The 19,505-nt window shown below is 65.6% G+C and carries 23 protein-coding genes; 10 read left to right on the plus strand and 13 right to left on the minus strand.

The window, feature by feature from the left end; genetic code table 11:
• Positions 1 to 576: 576 nt before the first annotated feature.
• From mmsB to AB4061_RS15610, 3 genes are read left to right on the plus strand one after another with little or no spacing between them, the layout of a single operon-like run.
• The gene (gene mmsB, locus AB4061_RS15600) at positions 577 to 1,476 is read left to right on the plus strand and encodes a 3-hydroxyisobutyrate dehydrogenase (RefSeq protein ID WP_441635242.1); all 900 of its coding nucleotides are present in this window, start codon (positions 577 to 579) and stop codon (positions 1,474 to 1,476) included.
• Entirely contained in the window at positions 1,473 to 2,243 is a 771-nt protein-coding gene (locus AB4061_RS15605) for an enoyl-CoA hydratase (protein WP_441635244.1), read from the plus strand. The genes mmsB and AB4061_RS15605 overlap by 4 nt, the downstream gene beginning before the upstream one ends.
• A 10-nt stretch (positions 2,244 to 2,253) precedes the next feature.
• The gene (locus tag AB4061_RS15610; RefSeq protein WP_441635246.1) at positions 2,254 to 3,408 is read left to right on the plus strand and encodes an enoyl-CoA hydratase/isomerase family protein; all 1,155 of its coding nucleotides are present in this window, start codon (positions 2,254 to 2,256) and stop codon (positions 3,406 to 3,408) included.
• A gap of 60 nt (positions 3,409 to 3,468) precedes the next feature.
• Here the strand turns inward: AB4061_RS15610 and alaC are convergent, their stop codons facing one another.
• The 7 genes from alaC to AB4061_RS15645 all read right to left on the minus strand — a co-directional run bounded on the left by alaC (position 3,469) and on the right by AB4061_RS15645 (position 9,385).
• Positions 3,469 to 4,725, minus strand: coding sequence for an alanine transaminase (alaC, locus tag AB4061_RS15615; protein ID WP_150985560.1), 1,257 nt, complete (start codon positions 4,723 to 4,725; stop codon positions 3,469 to 3,471).
• A gap of 132 nt (positions 4,726 to 4,857) precedes the next feature.
• Positions 4,858 to 5,370, minus strand: coding sequence for a DUF523 domain-containing protein (locus AB4061_RS15620; RefSeq protein ID WP_441635248.1), 513 nt, complete (start codon positions 5,368 to 5,370; stop codon positions 4,858 to 4,860).
• 81 nt (positions 5,371 to 5,451) lie between these two features.
• A complete protein-coding gene (locus AB4061_RS15625; protein WP_441635250.1) occupies positions 5,452 to 5,910 on the minus strand; it encodes a winged helix-turn-helix transcriptional regulator in 459 nt (152 codons plus the stop codon).
• 126 nt (positions 5,911 to 6,036) lie between these two features.
• Positions 6,037 to 6,855 carry a siderophore-interacting protein gene (locus AB4061_RS15630; protein ID WP_441635252.1) on the minus strand — a complete coding sequence of 273 codons (819 nt, stop codon included), beginning with the start codon at positions 6,853 to 6,855 and terminating at the stop codon, positions 6,037 to 6,039.
• A gap of 80 nt (positions 6,856 to 6,935) precedes the next feature.
• Positions 6,936 to 7,691: a PadR family transcriptional regulator gene (locus AB4061_RS15635; RefSeq protein WP_441635254.1), complete on the minus strand. Its 756-nt coding sequence runs from the start codon at positions 7,689 to 7,691 to the stop codon at positions 6,936 to 6,938.
• 121 nt (positions 7,692 to 7,812) lie between these two features.
• Positions 7,813 to 8,439 (minus strand): isochorismate family cysteine hydrolase YcaC, encoded by a 627-nt coding sequence (gene ycaC / locus AB4061_RS15640; RefSeq protein WP_441635256.1) that lies wholly within the window; start codon positions 8,437 to 8,439, stop codon positions 7,813 to 7,815.
• 64 nt (positions 8,440 to 8,503) lie between these two features.
• On the minus strand, positions 8,504 to 9,385 hold the full coding sequence (locus AB4061_RS15645; RefSeq protein ID WP_441635258.1) for a pirin family protein: 882 nt from the start codon (positions 9,383 to 9,385) through the stop codon (positions 8,504 to 8,506).
• Positions 9,386 to 9,508: 123 nt separating this feature from the next.
• Between AB4061_RS15645 and AB4061_RS15650 the strand changes: the two genes are divergently transcribed.
• Both AB4061_RS15650 and AB4061_RS15655 read left to right on the plus strand, forming a co-directional pair.
• The gene (locus AB4061_RS15650; RefSeq protein WP_441635260.1) at positions 9,509 to 10,417 is read left to right on the plus strand and encodes a LysR family transcriptional regulator; all 909 of its coding nucleotides are present in this window, start codon (positions 9,509 to 9,511) and stop codon (positions 10,415 to 10,417) included.
• 131 nt (positions 10,418 to 10,548) lie between these two features.
• Positions 10,549 to 10,716, plus strand: a complete 168-nt coding sequence (locus AB4061_RS15655; RefSeq protein WP_441635262.1) for a hypothetical protein — start codon at positions 10,549 to 10,551, stop codon at positions 10,714 to 10,716.
• Positions 10,717 to 10,795: 79 nt separating this feature from the next.
• On the opposite strand, the gene AB4061_RS15660 is transcribed toward AB4061_RS15655, so the two are convergent.
• Positions 10,796 to 11,644, minus strand: a complete 849-nt coding sequence (locus AB4061_RS15660) for a LysR substrate-binding domain-containing protein (protein ID WP_441635264.1) — start codon at positions 11,642 to 11,644, stop codon at positions 10,796 to 10,798.
• 100 nt (positions 11,645 to 11,744) lie between these two features.
• On the opposite strand from AB4061_RS15660, the gene AB4061_RS15665 reads away from it, so the two are divergent.
• Complete coding sequence (locus tag AB4061_RS15665) at positions 11,745 to 12,392, plus strand: LysE family translocator (RefSeq protein WP_441635266.1); 648 nt, start codon at positions 11,745 to 11,747, stop codon at positions 12,390 to 12,392.
• 108 nt (positions 12,393 to 12,500) lie between these two features.
• Here AB4061_RS15665 and AB4061_RS15670 read toward each other — a convergent pair whose 3' ends face one another.
• Positions 12,501 to 12,851, minus strand: a complete 351-nt coding sequence (locus AB4061_RS15670; protein WP_441635268.1) for a VOC family protein — start codon at positions 12,849 to 12,851, stop codon at positions 12,501 to 12,503.
• Between the two features lie 165 nt (positions 12,852 to 13,016).
• On the opposite strand from AB4061_RS15670, the gene AB4061_RS15675 reads away from it, so the two are divergent.
• On the plus strand, positions 13,017 to 13,772 hold the full coding sequence (locus AB4061_RS15675; RefSeq protein ID WP_441635270.1) for a hypothetical protein: 756 nt from the start codon (positions 13,017 to 13,019) through the stop codon (positions 13,770 to 13,772).
• 126 nt (positions 13,773 to 13,898) lie between these two features.
• Here AB4061_RS15675 and AB4061_RS15680 read toward each other — a convergent pair whose 3' ends face one another.
• Positions 13,899 to 14,531 carry an MlaC/ttg2D family ABC transporter substrate-binding protein gene (locus tag AB4061_RS15680; protein ID WP_441635272.1) on the minus strand — a complete coding sequence of 211 codons (633 nt, stop codon included), beginning with the start codon at positions 14,529 to 14,531 and terminating at the stop codon, positions 13,899 to 13,901.
• A 55-nt stretch (positions 14,532 to 14,586) separates the two neighbouring features.
• Positions 14,587 to 15,162, minus strand: coding sequence for a TetR/AcrR family transcriptional regulator (locus tag AB4061_RS15685; RefSeq protein ID WP_441635274.1), 576 nt, complete (start codon positions 15,160 to 15,162; stop codon positions 14,587 to 14,589).
• A gap of 191 nt (positions 15,163 to 15,353) precedes the next feature.
• On the opposite strand from AB4061_RS15685, the gene AB4061_RS15690 reads away from it, so the two are divergent.
• Together AB4061_RS15690 and AB4061_RS15695 are read left to right on the plus strand one after the other, a co-directional pair.
• Complete coding sequence (locus tag AB4061_RS15690; protein ID WP_150985585.1) at positions 15,354 to 16,082, plus strand: SDR family oxidoreductase; 729 nt, start codon at positions 15,354 to 15,356, stop codon at positions 16,080 to 16,082.
• An 82-nt stretch (positions 16,083 to 16,164) separates the two neighbouring features.
• The gene (locus tag AB4061_RS15695; protein WP_441635276.1) at positions 16,165 to 16,758 is read left to right on the plus strand and encodes a 2-hydroxychromene-2-carboxylate isomerase; all 594 of its coding nucleotides are present in this window, start codon (positions 16,165 to 16,167) and stop codon (positions 16,756 to 16,758) included.
• Positions 16,759 to 16,786: 28 nt separating this feature from the next.
• Here the strand turns inward: AB4061_RS15695 and AB4061_RS15700 are convergent, their stop codons facing one another.
• Positions 16,787 to 17,590, minus strand: a complete 804-nt coding sequence (locus tag AB4061_RS15700) for a MetQ/NlpA family ABC transporter substrate-binding protein (protein ID WP_441635278.1) — start codon at positions 17,588 to 17,590, stop codon at positions 16,787 to 16,789.
• 247 nt (positions 17,591 to 17,837) lie between these two features.
• On the opposite strand from AB4061_RS15700, the gene AB4061_RS15705 reads away from it, so the two are divergent.
• Positions 17,838 to 18,203, plus strand: coding sequence for a hypothetical protein (locus AB4061_RS15705; protein WP_441635280.1), 366 nt, complete (start codon positions 17,838 to 17,840; stop codon positions 18,201 to 18,203).
• Positions 18,204 to 18,225: 22 nt separating this feature from the next.
• On the opposite strand, the gene AB4061_RS15710 is transcribed toward AB4061_RS15705, so the two are convergent.
• Positions 18,226 to 19,473: an AI-2E family transporter gene (locus tag AB4061_RS15710; protein WP_441635282.1), complete on the minus strand. Its 1,248-nt coding sequence runs from the start codon at positions 19,471 to 19,473 to the stop codon at positions 18,226 to 18,228.
• Between the last annotated feature and the right edge of the window lie 32 nt (positions 19,474 to 19,505).

A 19,505-nucleotide genomic window follows, 5' to 3' on the forward strand; every position in this document is an offset into this window, starting at 1 on the left:
GCGGCTATCTGGGCCGTAAGCACGACCGCCCGCCAGGGCCCACTGTGCTCTGGCGCGGCTTCTTCATCCTGCACGAGAGCATCAAGATGTATCGCATCTTCCGCCAGAACGAATGAAGTCATGTCGATGATTTGTGGGTAATCCTGAGCCCACAAGTGGGAGAGGGGAGCCAACCAGCGGCAAGATCAACCAACTGTGGTAGCCGTGTAAAGCGCCCGAAGGGGCGGGAAACACCCACGGCGATGCGAAGCGAGCCGTGGAGGTGTGCCAAGGCCGTATGGGGCGCCTCGGGATTCGGCGAAAAGAGCGGAAAAGAGGGACCCATGTCTGAGTATCGCCTTAAGGCGATGCGAGTTTGGGTCCCGGCCGCTCTTTTCGCCGAAGCCCGAGGGGTAGTCGCCCCATCCGGCGCGCCTTTTTTGCCTACTTTTTTGGCAAGACAAAAAAGTAGGTCGCCGCGCCGCAGGCGTGGTGAAACTGCAGTTGCTTTTGACGTTAAGCAGTTGCAGTTAAGCAGTTGCAGTTAAGCAGTTGCCACAAACACCAAACACCAAACACCAAGAGTAAGGAGCCAACATGCACATAGCCTTCATCGGCCTAGGCAACATGGGCGCCCCCATGGCCCGCAACCTGCTCAAGGCAGGCCACACCCTGACCGTATTCGACCTCAACCCCACCGCCCTGTCAGCCCTGCAAGCCGACGGCGCAGCCGTAGCCCCCTCCGCCCGCAAGGCTGCCGCCGAAGCCGACTTCGTCATCACCATGCTGCCGGCCGCTGCTCACGTCCGCGCCACCTACCTCGGCCCGGAAGGCGTCCTTGCCGGCGTACGGCCCGGCGTACCGCTAGTGGACTCCAGCACCATCGACCCGGCCACCATCCGCGCACTGGCCGTCGAGGCCAACCAGCAAGGCAACCCGATCGCCGACGCCCCTGTCTCCGGCGGCACCGGCGGCGCGCAGGCCGGTACGCTGACGTTCATGGTCGGCGCCGAACAAGCCCTGTTCGAACAACTGAAACCCGTGCTGTCCGGCATGGGCCGCAACATCGTCCATTGCGGCGGCACCGGCACCGGACAGGTCGCCAAGATCTGCAACAACCTGATCCTCGGCATCTCCATGATCGGCGTGTCGGAAGCCATGGCGCTCGGCGTCAAGCTGGGCATCGACGCCGGCGTGCTGGCCGGGATCGTCAACACCTCCACCGGCCGCTGCTGGGCCGCCGACACCTGCAACCCTTACCCGGGCGTGATCGAGACCGCGCCGGCCTCGCGTGGCTACAGCGGCGGCTTTGGCGCGGACCTGATGCTCAAGGACCTGGGCCTGGCCACGGATGCCGCCCGCAGCGTGCGGCAACCGCTGTTCCTCGGGGCGCTGGCCCAGCAGATCTACCAGGCGGTGAGCCAGGCCGGCGACGGACAGCTCGACTTCTCGGGCGTGATCCGCCAGTACCTGGCCCAAGAGGAGCGGCAAGCATGATCGAGCACGTCATCGACGGGCACATCGCCCGCCTCACCCTCAAGCGCCCGCCCGCCAATGCATTCAACGCCGAGGGGCTGGCACAGTTGCAGCAACTGGTAGCCACGCTGAATGCAGACACGCGCGTGCGCGCCATCGTGATCACCGGCGACGGCAGCCGCTTCTTCAGTGCCGGCGCCGACCTCAACGGTTTTGCCGATGGCGATCGCGCCCATGCGCGGCTGATGGCGCAACGCTTCGGTGCCGCCTTTGAGGCGCTGCAAAACGCACGCCCCCTGGTGATCGCGGCGATCAACGGCTATGCAATGGGCGGCGGGCTGGAATGCGCGCTGGCCTGCGACGTGCGCATTGCCGAGGAACAGGCCCAGATGGCGCTGCCGGAAGCCGGCGTCGGCCTGTTGCCGTGTGGCTGCGGCACGCAAACCCTGCCCTGGCTGGTGGGCGAGGGCTGGGCCAAGCGCATGATCCTGGCCAACGAACGCATCGATGCCGCCACCGCGCTGCGCATCGGGCTGGTGGAAGACATGGTGCCCACGGGCCAGGCGCTGGACGCGGCGCTGCGGCTGGCCGAGCGCGCCAGCAATGTGAGCCCGCGGGCGGCTGCCTACAGCAAGCAGCTGGTGCACCTGGCGCGCCAGGGCGTGCCGCGCGGCCCGGCGCTGGCGCTGGAGCGCGAGCGCTTTGTCGACCTGTTCGACGGCGAGGACCAGCGCGAAGGCGTCAACGCCTTCCTGCAAAAACGTGCGCCGCAATGGCGCGATGCCTAGGAGCCACGCCATGCGCCTGAACCCGAACGATGCCGCGCAGGGGCATCCTGCAGCCATGCCGAGCGCCGAAGACGAGGTGTGCTTCGTCGAGATCAACGGTATCGGCCTGATCACGCTCAACCGGCCGCGCCAGTTGAACGCCTTGTCCTACCCGATGATCGGCCTGCTCGATGCGCAGCTTGCCGCCTGGGCCGCACGCGACGACATCGCCGCGGTGGTGCTGCGCGGCGCGGGCCCCAAGGCGTTCTGCGCCGGCGGCGACATCCGCGCGCTGTACGACAGTTTCCACGCGGGTACGGCGCTGCATCGCCAGTTCTTTGTCGACGAATACCAGCTCGACTACCGCCTGCATGGCTACCCCAAGCCGGTTGTGGCGCTGATGGACGGCATCGTCATGGGCGGCGGCATGGGCCTGGCGCAGGCCGCGCACCTGCGCGTGGTCACAGAGCGCTCGCGCGTGGCCATGCCGGAGACCGGCATCGGCCTGGTGCCCGATGTGGGCGCGAGCCATTTCTTGTCGAAGCTGCCGCTGGCCCTGGCGCTCTATGTCGGGCTGACAGGCGTGACGCTTGGCGCTGCCGATACGCTGCTGTGCAAGCTGGCCGACATGGCCGTGCCTGCCGCAAGCCTGGAGCACTTCGAGCAGACGCTGGCAGCCATCAACCGGACAGGCGACGTGCTGGCGGACCTGCGCGCCGCGCTGCAGGCAACGCCTGCCGACAGCGCGCCGGCGGCGCCGCTGCAGTCGGTGCTGCCTGCCGTGCTGCGGCATTTCCGGGCAGACGCCAGCGTGGCAGCCCTGCTCGACAGCCTGGCCGCGGAATCCGACCCGGCCTATGCCGACTGGGCCGCGCGCACGCTCGATATCCTGCGCGGGCGATCGCCGCTGATGATGGCGGTCACGCAGGAATTGCTGCTGCGCGGCCGCGACCTGGATCTTGCCGATTGCTTCCGCATGGAGCTTGGCGTGGTGTCGCACGCGTTCACGCAGGGCGATTTTATCGAGGGGGTGCGCGCGCTGATCGTCGACAAGGACAATGCGCCGCGCTGGCGCGTGAAGGATGCGAGCGAGGTCAGCGAGGCCGTGGTGCAGTCGTTCTTCGACAGCGCATGGCCGCGTGAGTCCCACCCGCTGGTCATGCTTGGCCGATCAGGGAATGCCTGATGGTTGCACGCCGGCCTGGCGCCGGCGTGTGGTCACGTGCATGCGGATAAAACCACGCACTCAGTCCTTGGGCTTCGGCGCGTGGCCGTGCGGCTGGTGCTCGTCCACCGGCACCTTCACCAGCCCGTCCGCGCGGAACATCGCCTTGATGCCGCGCACCGCCTGGCGGATACGCGCTTCGTTCTCGATCAGCGCAAAGCGCACGTACTCGTCGCCGTAGTCGCCAAAGCCGATGCCGGGCGAGACGCAGACCTTGGCCTTGGCCAGCAGTTGCTTGGAGAACTCCAGCGAGCCCAGCGCGCGATACGGCTCGGGGATGCGCGCCCAGATATACATCGACGCCTTGGGAATCTCCACCGGCCAGCCGGATTCAATCAGCCCGCGTGCCAGCACGTCGCGGCGTGTCTGGTAGTGCGCGGCGATCTCCTTGACGCATTGCTGGTCACCTTCCAGCGCGGCAATGGCGGCGACCTGCAGCGGGGTGAACGTGCCGTAGTCGTGATAGCTCTTCATGCGCGTGAGCGCGGCCACCAGATCCGGGTTGCCCACCATGAAGCCGATGCGCCAGCCCGCCATGTTGTAGCTCTTGGACAGCGTGAAAAACTCCACGGCAATGTCTTTCGCCCCTTCCACCTGCATGATCGACGGCGCCTTCCAGCCGTCGAACACGATGTCGGCATAGGCCAGGTCGTGCACCACGAAGATATCGTGCTTGCGCGCCAGCGCGATCACGCGCTCGAAGAAGTCCAGTTCCACGCATTGCGCGGTGGGATTCGACGGAAAGCCCAGCACGATCATCTTCGGCTTGGGATAGCTGCCGCGAATGGCGCGCTCCATCTCGGCGAAGAAGTCCACGCCCGGCACCAGGGGCACGGAGCGGATATCAGCTCCGGCAATCACCGCGCCATAGATATGGATGGGATAGCTCGGGTCGGGCACCAGCACGGTGTCGCCGCGATCGAGCGTGGCCAGCATCAGGTGGGCCAGCCCTTCCTTGGAGCCGATGGTGACAATGGCCTCGGTGTCCGGATCGATCTCGACGTCGTAGCGCTCGCGATACCAGTGCGAGATCGCGCGGCGCAGTCGCGGGATGCCCTTGGAGGCGGAGTAACCGTGGGTATCGGGGCGCTGTGCGGCTTCGGTAAGCTTGGCAACGATGTGCGGCGGCGTGGCGCCGTCCGGGTTGCCCATGCTCATGTCGATGATGTCTTCGCCACGGCGGCGCGCCGCCATTTTCAGCTCGGCGGTGATATTGAAGACGTACGGGGGAAGACGATCGATACGCGCGAAGCGGCGCTTGCCTGCGGAGGCTGACATGGATTTTCCTTGAACGTAAGCGCCCGGAACCGTCCGAGCGACGCTGCCAGCCGTTGGTGCGGCCGACCGGAAAGATCTTAGCGGCGAATACCGGCCGCGTCTACGGCTTTTGCAAGCTGGGCGGCGGCACCACTACGCACCGGGCACGCCGGCCGTGCGGATCAGGGCATCGATCTCGCTTTCATTCCAGACGCGCACGCCAGCCTCGGCCAGCAACGCCGCGGCCACGCCCTGGCCCGGGCGCAGCGCGCCGCCAAATGAACCATCGTAGTGTTCATGATTGCCGCACGACGGGCTCAAGGCTTTGAGCAGCGCGTGCCGGCATTGACGCTGCCGGGCGATGGCCAACKCGTCGCGGGCGCCCGCCACGAACGGCGCGGTCACGTCGGCACCGGTGGCATCGCGCACCATGGCCGCGCCGGCCAGCACCTGCGGGCCGCTGCCGCCGACGATCTCGGCCGGCGGGCGCGGCGTCGGCAAACCCCCCATGGATTCCGGGCAGACCGGGATCAGTTCGAAATGCCGCGCCAGCGTGACCAGCGTGGCGTCGGGCTGGGCCTTGGCCTGGCCGTCATAGCGCACGGGCTGGCCAAGCAGGCAGGCGCTGACAAGAAGGGGCGGCCGGGTGAGAGATATTTGCGGCATGGCGATGAGCGAGAAGAGATGTTGGACAGTGCTGGACAGTGTTGAAGGTCGGGATAGTCGATGGATCCGGCGCCGGGCTGACTACAACGCGTCCTCGCCGACCTTCCTCACCACCGCATCGTCCGGCCCGAGCAGCCGGCCATCCTCGGCACGCACCTCGAGCGGCCGCACCGGCTTGCCAGCCTTGCTGTCCACCAACACGGAATGCGGCTCGCCAGGGACATAGAAGAACGCTTCGCCCCACTGCCGCAAGCCCACCACCACCGGAAACAGCGCGCGCCCTTTCGGCGTCAGCACGTATTCCTGGTAGGCGCTGCCGTCGGAGGCCGGCACCTGTTCCAGGATGCCGTGGGCCAGCAGCGTGCGCAGCCGGCCGGCGAGGATGTTCTTCGCCAGGCCGAGGCTGCGCTGGAACTCGCCAAAGCGCCGCAAGCCATCGAAGGCATCGCGCACGATCAGCAGCGACCACCAGTCGCCGATCACATCGAGCGAGCGGGCCACGGGACATGCAGCGCCTTCCAGGCTGGTTCGCCGGACCATAGTGCAACTCCGTTTCACTCGCCAGATGCGGCGCGCCGCGGAATGCGGCGCCAATGGCGAGGCGGTTGCATTGTAAAACCAGTTGATCCGGCCTTCAAGGCTTGCACTGCCGCCGGCATGCGCCGCTCAGTCGTCGATGTTCTCGTGGACGGCGGCGGCCCCGGCCTTCCAGTAGCTGGCCGCGCGGATGCGGCCCTTCTCGACGCCGCGCTCGCCCACCAGGTACTGACGCACGGCGCGAATCGACGCGGCCTCGCCAGCCGCCCACACATAGCCTTCACCGCGCGGCAGCGTGACCTCGCGCAAGGCTTGTTCCAGCAGCCCGGTGGCGCTATCTGCCGGTGCGCTGTCACGGTGCTGCCAGCGGATCTCCACGTCGGCGCGGCTAGGCAGCGGGATTTCTGCGGCGGCGTTGTCCACCGCCAGCACCACCAGCGCGCGCACACCGGACGGCAACTCATCCAGCCGGCGGCCGATGGCAGGCAGCGCGGTTTCGTCGCCCACCAGCAGGTGCCAGTCGAAGCCCTCGGGAATCACGAACGACCCACGCGGGCCGCCCACGCCGAGATACTGGCCGGGCGCAGCCTGCGCGGCCCAGGTAGAGGCAGGTCCATCGCCGTGCAGCACGAACTCGATATCGAGCTCGCCCGCGGCGGCATCGTAACGGCGCGGCGTGTAGTCGCGCGCGGCGGGCCTCGGCTGGCCTTCGGGAAACACAGGGCCGTTGGGGCCAAGCTCCGGCAGCGCGGGCTTGCTTTGCCCCGGCGCCGGGAAGAACACCTTGATGTGGTCGTCGAAAGACGCGGAGACAAAGCCCTTCAGGTCGTCGCCGGCCAGCGTCACGCGCAGCAATTGCGGCGACACCGCCTGGGTACGCACCACTTGCAGCAAGCGCATCTTGAGTTCATGGCGAACGCGTTGCACGGTGAGGTCGCGAGTAGTCATGGGTTTCCTGGTTGGCGGGAATGAGGGGAATGAGGGGAATGAGGAATACGGAATATGGCGTGTCGGGATGCGGGTCAGCACTAGGCACCCTGGCCGGCGTTGATCTCGGCGGTCGCCCGCGCCAGGATGGCGGCGATGCGCCGCTGCTCGTCCGGCGTGGCATCGGTGCGCAGCAGCAGCGCCCGCTTGAGCGCCACGCGCGCCTCGACGAACTCCGGCAGCCAGCCGCCCGCGGCTTCGCGCTCGTCGGCGGCTGCACCCGCTGCACCCGCCGCACCCGGCTCGGCGGCTTCGCCCGACAGCGCGCGCCGCACCCACTCCATCTTGCGTGCCACGTGCTTGAGCTTGTTGAGCATCAGGGCCAGCCGCTCGCGGTTGGCGTCGAGATGGGCCAGGCCCGGCCCCGCCAGCTGGTAGCGCTTTTTGTTGCCCTCGGTGTCCACCGTGGCGTAGCCAAGTTCTTCGAGGAAGGTCAAGGCCGGATAGACCATGCCCGGGCTGGGTTTGTAGAAGCCATTGGTGCGGGCCTCCAGCGCCTTGATCAGCTCGTAGCCATGGCTGGGCTTTTCTTCCAGCAAGGACAGCAGCATGAGTTGAAGATCGTCCGAGCTGAACTTGCGGCCGCGCCGCCAGCTATCGCCGTCGCCGTCGAAGCCATCGCCGCCGCCGCCAAAGAAGCCGCCCGGGCCGCCGCCGTGGTGGTGGCGGCCAATGGCATGGCGGCCATGATGCTCGCCGTGGTGCTCGCCGTGGCGCGAGGATTGGGACGAAAAATGGGAAGACAGATGGGCAAGCATGTGATGGCTAAGCCTGCCCAGAAGGGGGTGGTGACGCATCGTCGCAGCTCCTACGTATCGAAAAACATATCGTAAGATATATATCGTACGTAAGGATGTCAAGGCGATCTTTGCGGGCATGGCCCGCTGGAGCCGGCGCATGAGGCGCCGGCTCCTCAGCTTACCTGGCGGCCTTCACCGTGCTATAGCTCGCCATCAGGTTGCGATAGTCGGGAATGTGATTGGCGAACAGCGTGCCCAGCCCTTCGATATCGTTGCGCCAGTCGCGGTGCAGTTCGCAGGCCACGCCGAACCAGCTCAGCATCTGCGCCCCGGCTTGCTCCATGCGGGCCCATGCGGCATTGCGGGTGATCTCGTCGAAGGTGCCGGATGCATCCGTGACCACGAACACGTCGTAGCCCTCGGCCATCGCAGACAATGCCGGGAAAGCCACGCAGACTTCGGTCACCACACCCGCGATGATCAACTGCTTGCGCCCGGTAGCCTTGACCGCCCTGGTGAAATCCTCGTTGTCCCAGGCATTGATCTGGCCGGGGCGAGCAATGTAGGGCGCATCGGGAAAAGTCTGCTTGAGCTCCTGCACCAGCGGCCCGTTCGGGCCATCTTCGAAGCTGGTGGTGAGGATGGTGGGCAGGTTGAAATACTTGGCCAGGTCCGCCAGTGCAAGCACGTTGTTCTTGAACTTATCGGGTTCGATATCGCGGACCAGCGATAGCAGGCCGGCCTGGTGATCGACCATGAGGACGGCGGCCTGGCTCTTGTCCAGGCGCTTGTAGGGGGTTGCCATGAGCATCTCCTTTCATTGATGCACGATTTGCGATTACGCCGAACGGGTTAGCGTCCGACGCTAACTACGCCGCTTCGATCTGCCCGAAGCGGCCGCTGCGAAAATCCTGCAGCGCTTGCTTGATCTCTTCCTCGGTGTTCATCACGAACGGCCCGTAGGTCGCCACTGGCTCGTCGATGGCATCGCCATGCAGCACCAGCACCAACGCGTCGCTTGTAGCCGCCAGCGCAAATCCGGCACCAGCGCGATCGAGCAGCACCATCTGCCCCGCTTGTGCGGCCTCGCTGCCGTTGACCAGCACGTTGCCGCGCAGCACCACCAGCGCCACGGCGCGCCCCTCGGGCGCAGGCAGGTCCACGTCCGCGCCATGGCGCAGTTGCACGTCCCATACGTCCATCGGCGTGAAGGTGTGTGCCGGCCCGCGTGCGCTTTCGCCTGTGTTCTGGTACTCACCCGCAATCACGCGCACCTGGCCGGCGCCGCCGGGCAACGGCACCGACGGGATCTGCGCCGACACGATGGTCTGGTAGCCGGGTGCCGTCATCTTGTCGCTGGCGCGCAGGTTCACCCACAACTGCACCATTTCCAGCGTGCCGCCGGTGCGGGTGAAGGCCTCCGAATGGAACTCCTCATGCAGGATGCCGGACGCCGCCGTCATCCATTGCACGTCGCCGGGGCCGATGCGCCCGCCCTGCCCCGTGGAATCGCGATGCTCCAGCTCGCCCTGGTAGACGATGGTCACCGTCTCGAAGCCGCGGTGTGGATGCTCGCCCACGCCGCGCCGCCGGGCGGCAGGCGGGAAGTCAGCCGGGCCCGCATGGTCGAGCATCAGGAAGGGGCTCAGGTGGCTGCCAAGGCTCTGCTGCGAGAACAGCGTGCGCACGGGAAAGCCGTCACCCACCCAATGGGCATGCGGGGCGCGGTAGGTGCCGATGATCTTCTTCATGGGAAATCCTGAACGGTGGCGGGCTGGCTTTGCCCCTGATGGAGATCAGCTTAGGCCAGCGGCAATAGCACCGGTAGCTGCTGTGCGCTATCCTCAGTGTCCTATCGATAGGACGATGCCCCGATGCACCCCGACCTCAACGACCTCTTCTACTTTGCCCAGGTGGTGGACCATCAGGGCTTTGCGCCGGCAAGCCGTGCATTGGGCATCCCCAAGTCCAAGCTGAGCCGCCGCGTGGGCGAACTCGAAGAACGCCTGGGCACGCGCCTTATCCAGCGCTCGACGCGGCATTTCTCCGTGACCGAGATCGGGCAGAGCTACTACACGCACTGCAAGGCCATGCTGGTCGAGGCCGATGCCGCGCAGCAGGCCATCGACCTGACGCACTCGGAGCCCCAGGGCATCGTGCGGGTGACCTGCCCGGTGGCGCTGCTGCACGCGCGGATCGGCGCCATGATCGCTGAGTTCATGGCGGCCTGCCCAAAGGTCATCGTGCATCTCGAGGCCACCAACCGCCGCGTGGATGTGATTGCCGAGCGCATCGACGTGGCCATTCGGGTGCGGGTGCCGCCTTTGAGCGACAGCGACCTGGTGATGCGCACGCTGGCCACCCGCGCGTGGTGCCTGCTGGCCAGCCCCGCGCTGCTGGCGGGCCGCCCCATGCCCGCCGTGCCGGCCGACGTGGCCGAACTGCCCACGCTGGACTGGGGGCCGCCGCAACCCACGCATAGCTGGCGGCTGCAGGGGCCGGAGGGCGCCAGCGTGGAAATCCGCCACACCCCGCGCCTGGTCACCGACGACATGCTGGCCCTGCGCCTGGCCGCGCTGGCCGGGGTGGGCGCGGTGGCACTGCCGAGCATGGTGGTGGAGGATGAGCTGAAACAAGGCCGGCTGGTCATGCTGGTGCCAGACTGGCGGCCAAAGGCCGGCGTCATCCATGCCGTGTACCCCTCGCGCCGGGGCCTGCTGCCTGCGGTGCGTGCGCTGATCGACTTTCTCGCCCTGCGCTTCGAGGCGCTTGTGGAGGCGTAGGCAAAGCGCTGGCGGACAAGCCGGCACATCGCGAGCCACACCGCCCAACTCCGGCGCATGGGCGGCTTTACCGCTAACCTGGCGCCACAAGAAAAATCCCGCGGCCACGCAGCGCCGCGGGATCACCGTCGATGCCAGCGCGCCCTACGGCTTCGCTCGTCCAGAGTGTAGGCAAGGTGCTGAATGACGGCACCGATGGCACCATGGCGTCCTGGACGTCCCCGGCGCGAGGCAAGCGCAAGCCGATCGAAGGCCACCTGACGCCACTGCGCAGCAAGACTGGAAGCTGCCGCCGCTGACAGCCGCCACGGACTGACGGCCTCACAACCTCTCTGTTCATCGATGGACGCCTCACCATGCGGCTCCCCCAGGCTCTCCTCAGGTTCTCAATTCAACCAGAATCTGTTCAGCAAGGTAATCACAGGGCGGTCGCGCAGACCGGGAACTGCGCGCAAGGACGATTTCGAGTTCAGCCAGTGGTGGCAAACCGTCGCTCTGGGATAGCTGAACAAGATGCCCCGGTACGCTGCATCTTGCCAGGGGGGCGACCGCAAGCCCCGCTTCGACCATGCTGACAAGGCCCAGCAAGCTCGGGCTTTCGTAGGACATGCGGTATTTGATGTTCTCCCGCTGCAGCGCGCTGATGGCATTGGCGCGTGCCGTGCTGCCATGCGCGAATACAGCGATGGGCAGCGGGCGCTCGTTCCACACTTTCCGCACGGCCGACCCGACCCAGACCATCGGCTCGAACCGGATGAATTCACCGGCTATGCCCTTGGCTTTGGTCAGGCAGGCCAGGTCGAGTGTGTTGTCCTTGAGCAATGGCACAAGCGCACTGCTGGGCATGCCGATCACCCGGATTTCCACACGCGGGTGCGCCACCGCGAACTGTCTGAGGACCGACGGCAGCAACGATGAGGCGTAGTCGTCAGGCACGCCGATGGTGACGCGCCCCTTCATCTCCGGGCGCACGATCGACGCCCACGCCTCCTCCCGCATCGCGAGCATGCGGCGGCCGTAGTCCAGCAGCGTCTTTCCCTCGGCGGTAATCGTCACATGCCGCGTGGTCCGCACGAACAGCGGCTTCCCAAGCGACTCCTCAAGCGCCTTGATCTGCATGCTCACCGCCGACGSSGACCGGTGYACGGCCTCCGCCCCCCGGGCAAACGAGCCGGTGTCGGCGACCGCCACCACCATCTCAATGACGTCCAGATCGAGCTTTTTCATATTAATCAGAAAATCTGAACAARAAATTCAGTTTAACCCGTTTTACTCGGGCATTCACCAAGTGGATACTGCAGTCGATGTCCACAGGGGAACCCCGAAAATGCACGGTATGGAATCGATCTACGGATTTTTAGCGGTGGGGGGCATGCTTGCCGTGACGCCGGGCCCAAACATGGTCTACGTGATGTCGCGCTCCATTGCGCAAGGACGCAAGGCCGGCCTCGTGTCCCTGGCTGGCGTCATGCTCGGATACCTTTTCTATATGTTTGGCGCGGCGTTTGGCATCACGGCATTTTTCCTGAGCGTGCCCTACGCCAGCAGCATCCTGGGCGCGGTGGGCGCCGCCTATCTGTTCTATCTGGCGTGGCAGGCCGTAAAGCCTGGTGGCCGCTCCCCGCTCGAAGTCCGCGACCTGCCGCACGAACGCCCCCGCCGGCTGTTCGCGATGGGCGCGACCACCAGCCTGTTGAATCCCAAGCTGGCGATGACCTTCCTGTCAGTCTTGCCGCAATTCATCAACTATCGGAACGGCAACGTCCTCGAGCAATCTCTCGTGCTCGGGTCCACATTGATTATCGCGTTCGCCACCGTCAATGGCGCCGTTGCAATCTGCTCCGGCAGCATGGCAACGCTGCTGTCCCGCCGGCCGGGACTCCTGCTAGCCCAGCGCTGGGCCATGGGCGCGGTTCTGCTTGTACTGGGCGCAAACATGATGATCGACGCCCGAAGGCTGGCGGGAATTGGCTGACTTTGGCGATTGCCTGCCACTACCAGCGCACCCGCCCCGCTGAAGACTGTCCGATAAGCCAGATTCCGAATGGGCGGTTTTGCCCACCGCCCCTGGCAGACCTCCGCGTCAGGTGTGCGCAAGCACGTTGATCAGTTTGCCAAATGGGTCGCGAACATAGAAGCGCCGTACGCCCCATGGCTCGTCGACCGGGCCGTACTCGATGGGAATCCCTGCCGACTTCACGCGCTCAAGTGCGGCGGCAATGTTGTCCACTTCGATCGAAAGATCCGGCGTTGGCGTGTCCGATCCTCCTTGTGAAGCGATACTGATCTGCGCTTTCATCGTTTCCGACGACCCGTACGTGGCAATCCAGCCATGATCCATCACCAGGTTGAGACCGAATACGCCCTCGTAGAAGTCCTTCGCATCGCCTACGGCTTGCGTGTTGATATTGGCAACGATTCGTTTGACTTTCATTGCGACCTCGATAGGCGTGTGGAGGGAAAGATGGCGGGACACTACCATACGGCTTCGGCCGCTCCCTCGCCCGGCAGCAGGTGCGCATGCTGRCAATCTTGGGCAACTGTTCCTGGCTGGCAGGCGACCTCTGCCTACGATCCGCTACAGTATCGAGACAGCCGGATGACACTGCTACAGATGAACCACCGCCCTCAACCGCATCGAGCACAAGACCTCCTCACTTCCTATTTCTGGAGCGGCGACGCCATCCGCAGCCGATGCGTCAGTGACATCGTGCTATCCGGCACGGTCGACGTGCCTGTGCCCCCTGCGCGTCTGCTTGCGGATTGGGCAAGGGAGATATCGTCCCGCCTGGTCCTGGAACCCGGGGATGTCGAGGCAATGCCCTTGGCGCGAGCGCGGGCGCGCTGGCCGGACTACGCACGCTGCGTGCAGGCGGTGTCCGATTGGGCGTGCGCGCTTGGACTGCCCGGGGTGCTTGCCGCCAGCGACGTGGCCCTCATGGCCTGCCGCGGGGCGCGGTACCACCATGATGGTGCGCAGTATGGCGGCGTCGCCTTTTGCAATCTCTTCCTGAGCGAGGACAGGGGTCAAGACTTGCATTTTCCCTCGCTGGGCCATCGGATCCCCCTGTCCCGGGGTACGGCTGTGATATTCGATACTTGYCAGCCTCATGGCGTGATTCAACGCCAGAGCAGCGGTTTTCACGCGACCGATTTCCCGCCCGACCAGGATTGCATCCAGCTATTCCTGACCTGGGAGCTTCCCATTGAAGATACCCATGTTGGGCACGCACTCCAGGTTGCCTTCGACACCACCCCTTCAACCTCTTTGCAACTGAATGAAGAGCAAGTCTGGCTGGACGGTGCAAGGGCCGCTGTGTGCCCGGATTCTGGCCGGTGGTGCCGGGCCGACTAATCGTCAGGGTCATGCGGCGGTTTTACCCTGACTGGGCGGACGGGTGCTGCCAGCAGCCGGAAGTCGTTCCAGATGCAAGGCGTACAGCCCGCATGGCCCCTTGGACCCTTGGATCCTGGGCCCCTCCTACTGCCTGCCAGACACAAGCCGCGCATTGCGCTCAGTCAGCGACTGGATCAGCCCCTCCACCCCGCCTTGCTGAATCCTGTCATTGAACTGCTGCCGGTAGGTTTGCACCAGCCAGGCGCCCAGCACGTTCAGGTCATACACGCGCCAGCCTTCCGGCGTCTTGTGCAGTCGGTAGTCGATCTGCACAGGCTGGCCGCTTTTCATATTGGTGGCGACCGTGCGCACCACCACGTCCGTCTCGGTCGGCTCGATGCGCGACGGCGGATACTCGATCTGCTGGTCCGGGCGGAGTTGCGCGATAGCACCGGCATAGGTGTGGATCAGCAGCAGCTTGAACTGCTCCACCACTTGTTGCTGCTGCGCCGGCGTTGCGGTGCGCCAGTAACGGCCCATGGCGAGCTGCGTGGTGCGGTTCAGGTCGGTGTACGGAAGGATGTCCTTGTTCACGATCGCCGTGATGCGCTGGATATCTCCTGGCGCGACCGCGCGGGCGCGCACCTCACGCAGCAACTGCTGCGTCACGGTCTGGATCAGCGCCTGCGGCTTCGACTGGTCATCGACCTGGGCGCAGGCCGCGCTGCCAAAGGCAAGCAATGCCGAAACAAGGGGAATCAGGAATACGTTCCTCATCGGCGGGGGTCCTGTCTGAATGTGTAGCCCGCATGTTAAAACAAAGCGCGCTGCGCTACATCCAGTCACCCGCAGAACCACCTGCACGCTCCAGCATCGTCCGTGCCCCCTTCAATATCTCCCTGGCCACATCCTGGTTGGCCACCGTGCGCGCCAGCATCAGCGCCCCGACGCACTGGGACATGACGCCCCAGGCCGCCTCCCCGCTCCCCAGCCTTACCGCCAGCTCCAGCTGCATGGCTACCATGCCGTCCTCGCAGGCCTGGCGCGTGTCCGCATCGGCGCGGGCGATCTCCGCGCCCAGGCTGGGCAACGGGCAGCCCGTCTCCGGATGCCGCACATGGCCCATGGTGAGGTAGCAATCCAGCATCCTTGCCAGCCAGGCGCCATCGCCTGCCTCCCCGTCAGGCAGCAGCAGCTCCCGGCTGCGCTGCAGCTCGCGCTCGATCACTTCGCGCAGCAATGCCTGCTTGGAATCGAAATGGCTGTAGAACGCCCCGCCGGTCAGGCCGGCGGCGCCCATCAGCTGGTCAACACCCGTCGACGCAAAGCCCTCGCGCTTGACCAGCGCGCCGCTGGCCTCCAGCACCCGCTCGCGGGTGGCTGCTTTGTGAGTTGCGGAATAACGCATTGCAGTTCCTGAGATTGTCCTGGGGCAGATGCCGCTTGACGCGACCCGCATTCATACCATAACGTTCGTTTACTAAACGATCGTTTATCTTATGCCGGATCCGCTTTCGATGGAAGCGGCCAGCGTGGGCACGAACGCAGAGAGCCCGCCCGGCCATTGCCGGCGGATAATTCCAAGACTGGAGACAAGTCATGTCCAACAAGAAAGCCATCCTTGTGGTGGGTGCCGGCGACGCCACTGGCGGCGCCATTGCGCGCCGCTTTGCCCGTGAGGGCTATATCGCCTGCGTGACGCGCCGCAGTGCCGACAAGCTCACGCCGCTGGTCGAGCAGATCCGCGCCGAGGGCGGCGAAGCCTACGGCTTTGCCTGCGATGCCCGCAAGGAGGACGAGACGGTGGCGCTGATCGAGCGCATCGAGCGCGAGATCGCGCCGCTGGAGGTGGCGATCTTCAATATCGGCGCCAATGTGCGGTTTTCCGTGCTGGAAACCACATCCCGCGTGTACTTCAAGGTCTGGGAGATGGCCTGCTTCGGCGGCTTCCTGATGGGGCGCGAGGCTGCCCGCGTGATGCTGCCGCGCGGGCATGGCTCGATTTTCTTCACTGGTGCAACCGCCAGCCTGCGCGGGCGCGATGGCATGAGCGCCTTTGCGGGCGCCAAGCATGCCCTGCGCGCGCTAGCCCAGAGCATGGCGCGAGAGCTGGGGCCGAAGAATATCCATGTGGCGCACCTGGTGGTGGACGCTGCCATCGACACCGACTTCATCCGCTCGAACTTCCCCGACCGCTACGCCACCAAGCAGGACGACGGCATCGTCAATCCGGAGCATATCGCCGACACCTACTGGATGCTGCACCAGCAGCCGCGCGACGCGTGGACGCACGAGCTGGATATCCGTCCGTGGATCGAGCCGTGGTAAGCCCTGCCGGCCAAAGCCTCAAAGCCATGAAAGGCATGAAAACCAACAAAGACAAAGCACCACAACAAGCGGAGACGACGACATGAGCAAGCAAGTTGAATTTTATTTCGACTTCGGCAGCCCGTATTCCTACCTGGCCTACAAGGAATTGCCGCGCGTGGCACAGCGCACCGGCGCGCAGATCGTATGGCGGCCCATCCTGCTGGGCGGCGTGTTCAAGGCCACCGGCAACCACAGCCCCGCGGAGATCCCCGCCAAGGGCCGCTGGTCGAAAACCGACACCGCGCGCTGGTCGCGCCGGTACGGTGCCAACCTGCAGCAGAATCCGCATTTCCCGGTCAACACGCTGGCGCTGATGCGCGCCGCGGTCGGCTTCCAGTTGCAGGACGAGGCCGCCTTCCACCGTTATGTGGAGACGATCTTTGCCGCCATGTGGGAGCAGCAACGTAACCTGAACGACCCCGCCGAGATCGGCGCCGCGCTCACAGCCGCCGGGTTCGACGCGCGCCAGGTGCTGGGGATGATCGATGACCCGGTGGTGAAGGAGGCGCTGAAGCAGGCCACCGAGGCCGCGGTGGCACGCGGCGTGTTCGGTGCCCCAAGCTTCTTCGTCGGCGACGAATTGTTCTGGGGCAATGACCGCCTGCTGTTTGTCGAGGAAGCGCTGGCCGCATAGCCGGCGCTATCCTCGAGCGCGCGCGCCGTCAGAACGCCGGCAGGATCGCGCCCTTGAACTGCGTGGCCAGGAAGTCGCGCACTTCCTGCGACTGGTAGGCTGCCACCAGCGGCTTGACCCACGGCTTGTCCTTGTCCTGCGTGCGCACCGCGATCAGGTTGGCGTACGGGCCGCGCAGGTCTTCGGTGGCAATCGCATCCTTGGTTGGGCTGAGGCCGGCCTTGACCGCGTAGTCGGTATTGATGGAAGCCACGGCCAGGTCATCGAGCGAGCGCGGCAGGATGGCCGAGTCCAGCTCCACGAGCTTCAGCTTGCGGGGATTGGCCTTGATATCGAGCGGCGTGGCGTTCTTGCCGTTCGTGCCGGCGCCATCGCGCAGCGTGACCAGACCCTCTTTCTGCAACAGCAGCAGCGCGCGGTTGCCATTGGAGGGATCGTTCTGGATGCCCACCTTGGCGCCGTCCGGCAGTGCCTTCAGCGACTTGAGCTTCTTCGAATAAAAGCCCATCGGCGCCACGTATGTCAGCCCGACATTGGCGATCTTGTAGTGCCGCGCCGCGATCTGGCTGTCGAGAAAGGGCTGGTGCTGGAAGCTGTTGGCGTCCAGGTCCCCGGCATCCAGCGCGGCATTCGGCTGCGCATAGTCGTTGAACTCGATGATCTTCACGTCCAGGCCACTGCGCTTGGCCACGGTCCGCACGACCTCCCAGATCTGCGCGTCGGGGCCGCTCATGGTGCCAAGGCGCACCACCTGGTCGGCGGCGTGCGCGGCCGGCAGCACAATCATGGCGGCGGCCAGGGCGATGGATTTGAATAGACTACGGCGTTGCATGCAGGCTCCACACTCAGGGTTGCGGCTCTTCGCGCGCCACGCCGATGCGCGGCGGCGCGCAAGCTGGCCGCTGTTATCAAGGCGCGACCGGCACTTGTGATGCCGGCTCGCTGGAGCGATGTTAGCGCCGCGGCCATGGGCATGGAATGAAGGTGTTCGCCTATCGATATGCGTGGCGTGTGCGGCGCGGACACGCTCGGCTGCGGGTAGAATCGCGCTCCAGTTTCCAGCAGATGTCCAGCCAGCCATGACGCAAACCCAGCCAGCATTGCCCACCTGCGAGATTCTCTTTGCCTTCACCGCAGGCGCGGGCACGGTGCTGGAAATCAAGCGCCTCGGCTTGCCCGCCGACGCGCCGCGCTCGCGCAAATACCAGTGGCTGTGGATAGCCTCGGGCAATGGCCCGCGGCAAGCGCTGCCCTTGCAGTTTGTGTCGATGAGCCAGGGAGATTGCCAGGAGCGCGTGTTTGCCGAAGGCACGTTGCGTTTTGGCGAGCAGGATGCGGCAATGACGCTGCGCGACAGACAGACGCTGCATCTGCGGGCGTGCGCGGCGGATGCGGTCCCGCCCGATGTGGCGGCGCTGGTGGCGCGCTATTTGGCTGCGGATTGAGCCAACCTCGATTGAGCCAACCTCACTCGCCCAGGAACTCCGCCACCACTTCCAGCCCCTCCACATGATCCGCCACCACCTTGGCGATCACGGCGATGGGAATCGCCAGCAGCACGCCCCAGGCGCCCCATAGCCAGGTGAAGAGCAGCAGCACGACGAACACCGCGACGGCGTTCATCTTGGCCATGCGCCCCGTCATCCAGGTGGTCACCAGCGCGCCGATCAGCGTGGCGACCAGCAGCGAGCCGCCTGCCGCCATTGCCGTCAGTGCGAAGTCGCCCGACTGCATGAAGGCGGCAAGCCCGATGCAAACCGCAATAAGCACCGCACCGAAGTAAGGCACCAGGTGCAACGCCGCGGCGGCCAGCGCCCACGTGCCGGCATTCTCTACGTGCAGCCATTTCAGCAGGAACCAGGTCAGCACACCCACCATGGCGTTGGTGACCAGCAGCATCACCATATAGCGCTGGATCTGCCGGTTGATCTCGTCGAGCATGTGCACGCTGATCTTCTTTTGCGACAGCGTGGTACCCGCCATCTTGATGAACTTGCGCTTGAACATGTCGCCGGACACCAGCATGAAGAAGGCGAGGAACAACACCACCGCGGCCTGCCCGGCGACGGTGAAGACGCCAACCGAACCTGCCAGCAGGATATTGTTGAGCGAATCCCCGGCGCGCTCCACCACGATCGGCGAGCCACGCACGGGTGGCCCTTGCCCGGTACCGCCCAGCACCGTGGCCGCCCGCCGGATCTTTTGCACCATCGAGTCGTCTCCGCTGAGCAAGGCGCCCACGGAGCGCGACAGCTTGGTGGCCACTTCCGGCAAACGGTCGATCAGGCTGGCAACCTGATCCTGCAGCAGGTACGCGCTGCAGACCACGCTGGCCAGCAGCGCCAGCAGCACCAGCGAGGCGCCGAGCACACGCGGGATGCGCCGTCCGCACAGCACGGTGACCAGCGGATCGAGCATGTAGGCGACAACCACTGCCAGCACCACGGGGATCACGAAAGCGCTAGCCAGGTGCAGCGTGTAGAGCGACGCAAGCACCGCGAGCATGGTCAGTGCCAGTTCACCGCGCCTGGCCGGAACGGGAGGGGTTGCGGCCACGGCAGGCTGGGCCGCCGATGCGCCCGCATCTGCAGCCTCAGGCGGCGCCGGCGGCTGGCTGGCTGCAGGAGCCAGCCAGCCATCACCGGCGCCGCCACGGACATCCGCGGAGACAGACGACTGGCTGGCCGCAGCGGGGCCGGCGTTCAGATCAGCCATGGGATTGCGGTTCCTGTCGTGATGGTCGCGTA

The organism is Cupriavidus sp. YAF13 (assembly GCF_052113425.1).
GTDB lineage: Bacteria > Pseudomonadota > Gammaproteobacteria > Burkholderiales > Burkholderiaceae > Cupriavidus.

Coding starts and splice junctions, on each gene's coding strand:
- AB4061_RS15630 (WP_441635252.1), bottom strand. CDS start 6,855: ATGACTACTCGCGACCTCACCGTGCAACGCGTTCGCCATGAACTCAAG.
- alaC (WP_150985560.1), bottom strand. CDS start 4,725: ATGTCAGCCTCCGCAGGCAAGCGCCGCTTCGCGCGTATCGATCGTCTT.
- AB4061_RS15610 (WP_441635246.1), top strand. CDS start 2,254: ATGCGCCTGAACCCGAACGATGCCGCGCAGGGGCATCCTGCAGCCATG.
- AB4061_RS15695 (WP_441635276.1), top strand. CDS start 16,165: ATGAGCAAGCAAGTTGAATTTTATTTCGACTTCGGCAGCCCGTATTCC.
- AB4061_RS15665 (WP_441635266.1), top strand. CDS start 11,745: ATGCACGGTATGGAATCGATCTACGGATTTTTAGCGGTGGGGGGCATG.
- AB4061_RS15670 (WP_441635268.1), bottom strand. CDS start 12,851: ATGAAAGTCAAACGAATCGTTGCCAATATCAACACGCAAGCCGTAGGC.
- ycaC (WP_441635256.1), bottom strand. CDS start 8,439: ATGGCAACCCCCTACAAGCGCCTGGACAAGAGCCAGGCCGCCGTCCTC.
- mmsB (WP_441635242.1), top strand. CDS start 577: ATGCACATAGCCTTCATCGGCCTAGGCAACATGGGCGCCCCCATGGCC.
- AB4061_RS15645 (WP_441635258.1), bottom strand. CDS start 9,385: ATGAAGAAGATCATCGGCACCTACCGCGCCCCGCATGCCCATTGGGTG.
- AB4061_RS15710 (WP_441635282.1), bottom strand. CDS start 19,473: ATGGCTGATCTGAACGCCGGCCCCGCTGCGGCCAGCCAGTCGTCTGTC.
- AB4061_RS15605 (WP_441635244.1), top strand. CDS start 1,473: ATGATCGAGCACGTCATCGACGGGCACATCGCCCGCCTCACCCTCAAG.
- AB4061_RS15705 (WP_441635280.1), top strand. CDS start 17,838: ATGACGCAAACCCAGCCAGCATTGCCCACCTGCGAGATTCTCTTTGCC.
- AB4061_RS15685 (WP_441635274.1), bottom strand. CDS start 15,162: ATGCGTTATTCCGCAACTCACAAAGCAGCCACCCGCGAGCGGGTGCTG.
- AB4061_RS15680 (WP_441635272.1), bottom strand. CDS start 14,531: ATGAGGAACGTATTCCTGATTCCCCTTGTTTCGGCATTGCTTGCCTTT.
- AB4061_RS15700 (WP_441635278.1), bottom strand. CDS start 17,590: ATGCAACGCCGTAGTCTATTCAAATCCATCGCCCTGGCCGCCGCCATG.
- AB4061_RS15625 (WP_441635250.1), bottom strand. CDS start 5,910: ATGGTCCGGCGAACCAGCCTGGAAGGCGCTGCATGTCCCGTGGCCCGC.
- AB4061_RS15650 (WP_441635260.1), top strand. CDS start 9,509: ATGCACCCCGACCTCAACGACCTCTTCTACTTTGCCCAGGTGGTGGAC.
- AB4061_RS15635 (WP_441635254.1), bottom strand. CDS start 7,691: ATGCGTCACCACCCCCTTCTGGGCAGGCTTAGCCATCACATGCTTGCC.
- AB4061_RS15655 (WP_441635262.1), top strand. CDS start 10,549: ATGCCAGCGCGCCCTACGGCTTCGCTCGTCCAGAGTGTAGGCAAGGTG.
- AB4061_RS15690 (WP_150985585.1), top strand. CDS start 15,354: ATGTCCAACAAGAAAGCCATCCTTGTGGTGGGTGCCGGCGACGCCACT.